This is a genomic window from Massilia hydrophila (assembly GCF_020208145.1).
Classification (GTDB): domain Bacteria; phylum Pseudomonadota; class Gammaproteobacteria; order Burkholderiales; family Burkholderiaceae_D; genus Telluria; species Telluria hydrophila.
The window spans coordinates 1-477 of the sequence record NZ_JAHYBX010000045.1 but is presented as its reverse complement, the minus strand read 5'-3'; the positions used below and the strand labels follow the sequence as shown (position 1 = coordinate 477).

Sequence of the window (477 nt, the reverse complement as noted above, 5' to 3'; positions counted from 1 at the left end):
GTCATCCCGAGGTGGTCCTGTTCACCAAGACGTTCGCACGGCCGAAGCTGATGAAGGGCCTCGCCAAGCTCGGCTTCGCGCAGTCCTTCAGCTATTTCCCCTGGCGCACGACGAAGTGGGAGCTGGAGCAATATCTCGGCGAGCTGACGCGTTATCCCGAGCGCGACTTCTATCGCCCGAACCTGTTCGACAACACGCCTGACCTGCTGCCCTATCAACTCCAGAGCGGCGAAGCCTGGGCGTTCAAGTCGCGCGTTGCGCTGGCGGCGACGCTATCGGGCAATTACGGCGTCTACAGCGGCTTCGAGCTGCTGGAGCACGAGGCGATCCCCGGCAGCGAGGAATATCTCAATTCCGAGAAGTACGAGATCAAGCAGCGCGACTGGGACAGGCCGGACAATATCAAAGCCTACATCACGGAGATGAACCGCATCCGCAACGACAACGCCGCGCTTCAGCAGACTGCGAACCTGCGCT

At 61.0% G+C, this 477-nt stretch carries 1 protein-coding gene; it reads left to right on the top strand.

Features of this window, described 5'->3' with window-relative positions; translation table 11 throughout:
- On the top strand, nt 1-477 hold a 477-nt coding region (locus LE190_RS21415), incomplete at both ends, for an alpha-amylase family protein (protein WP_501039622.1).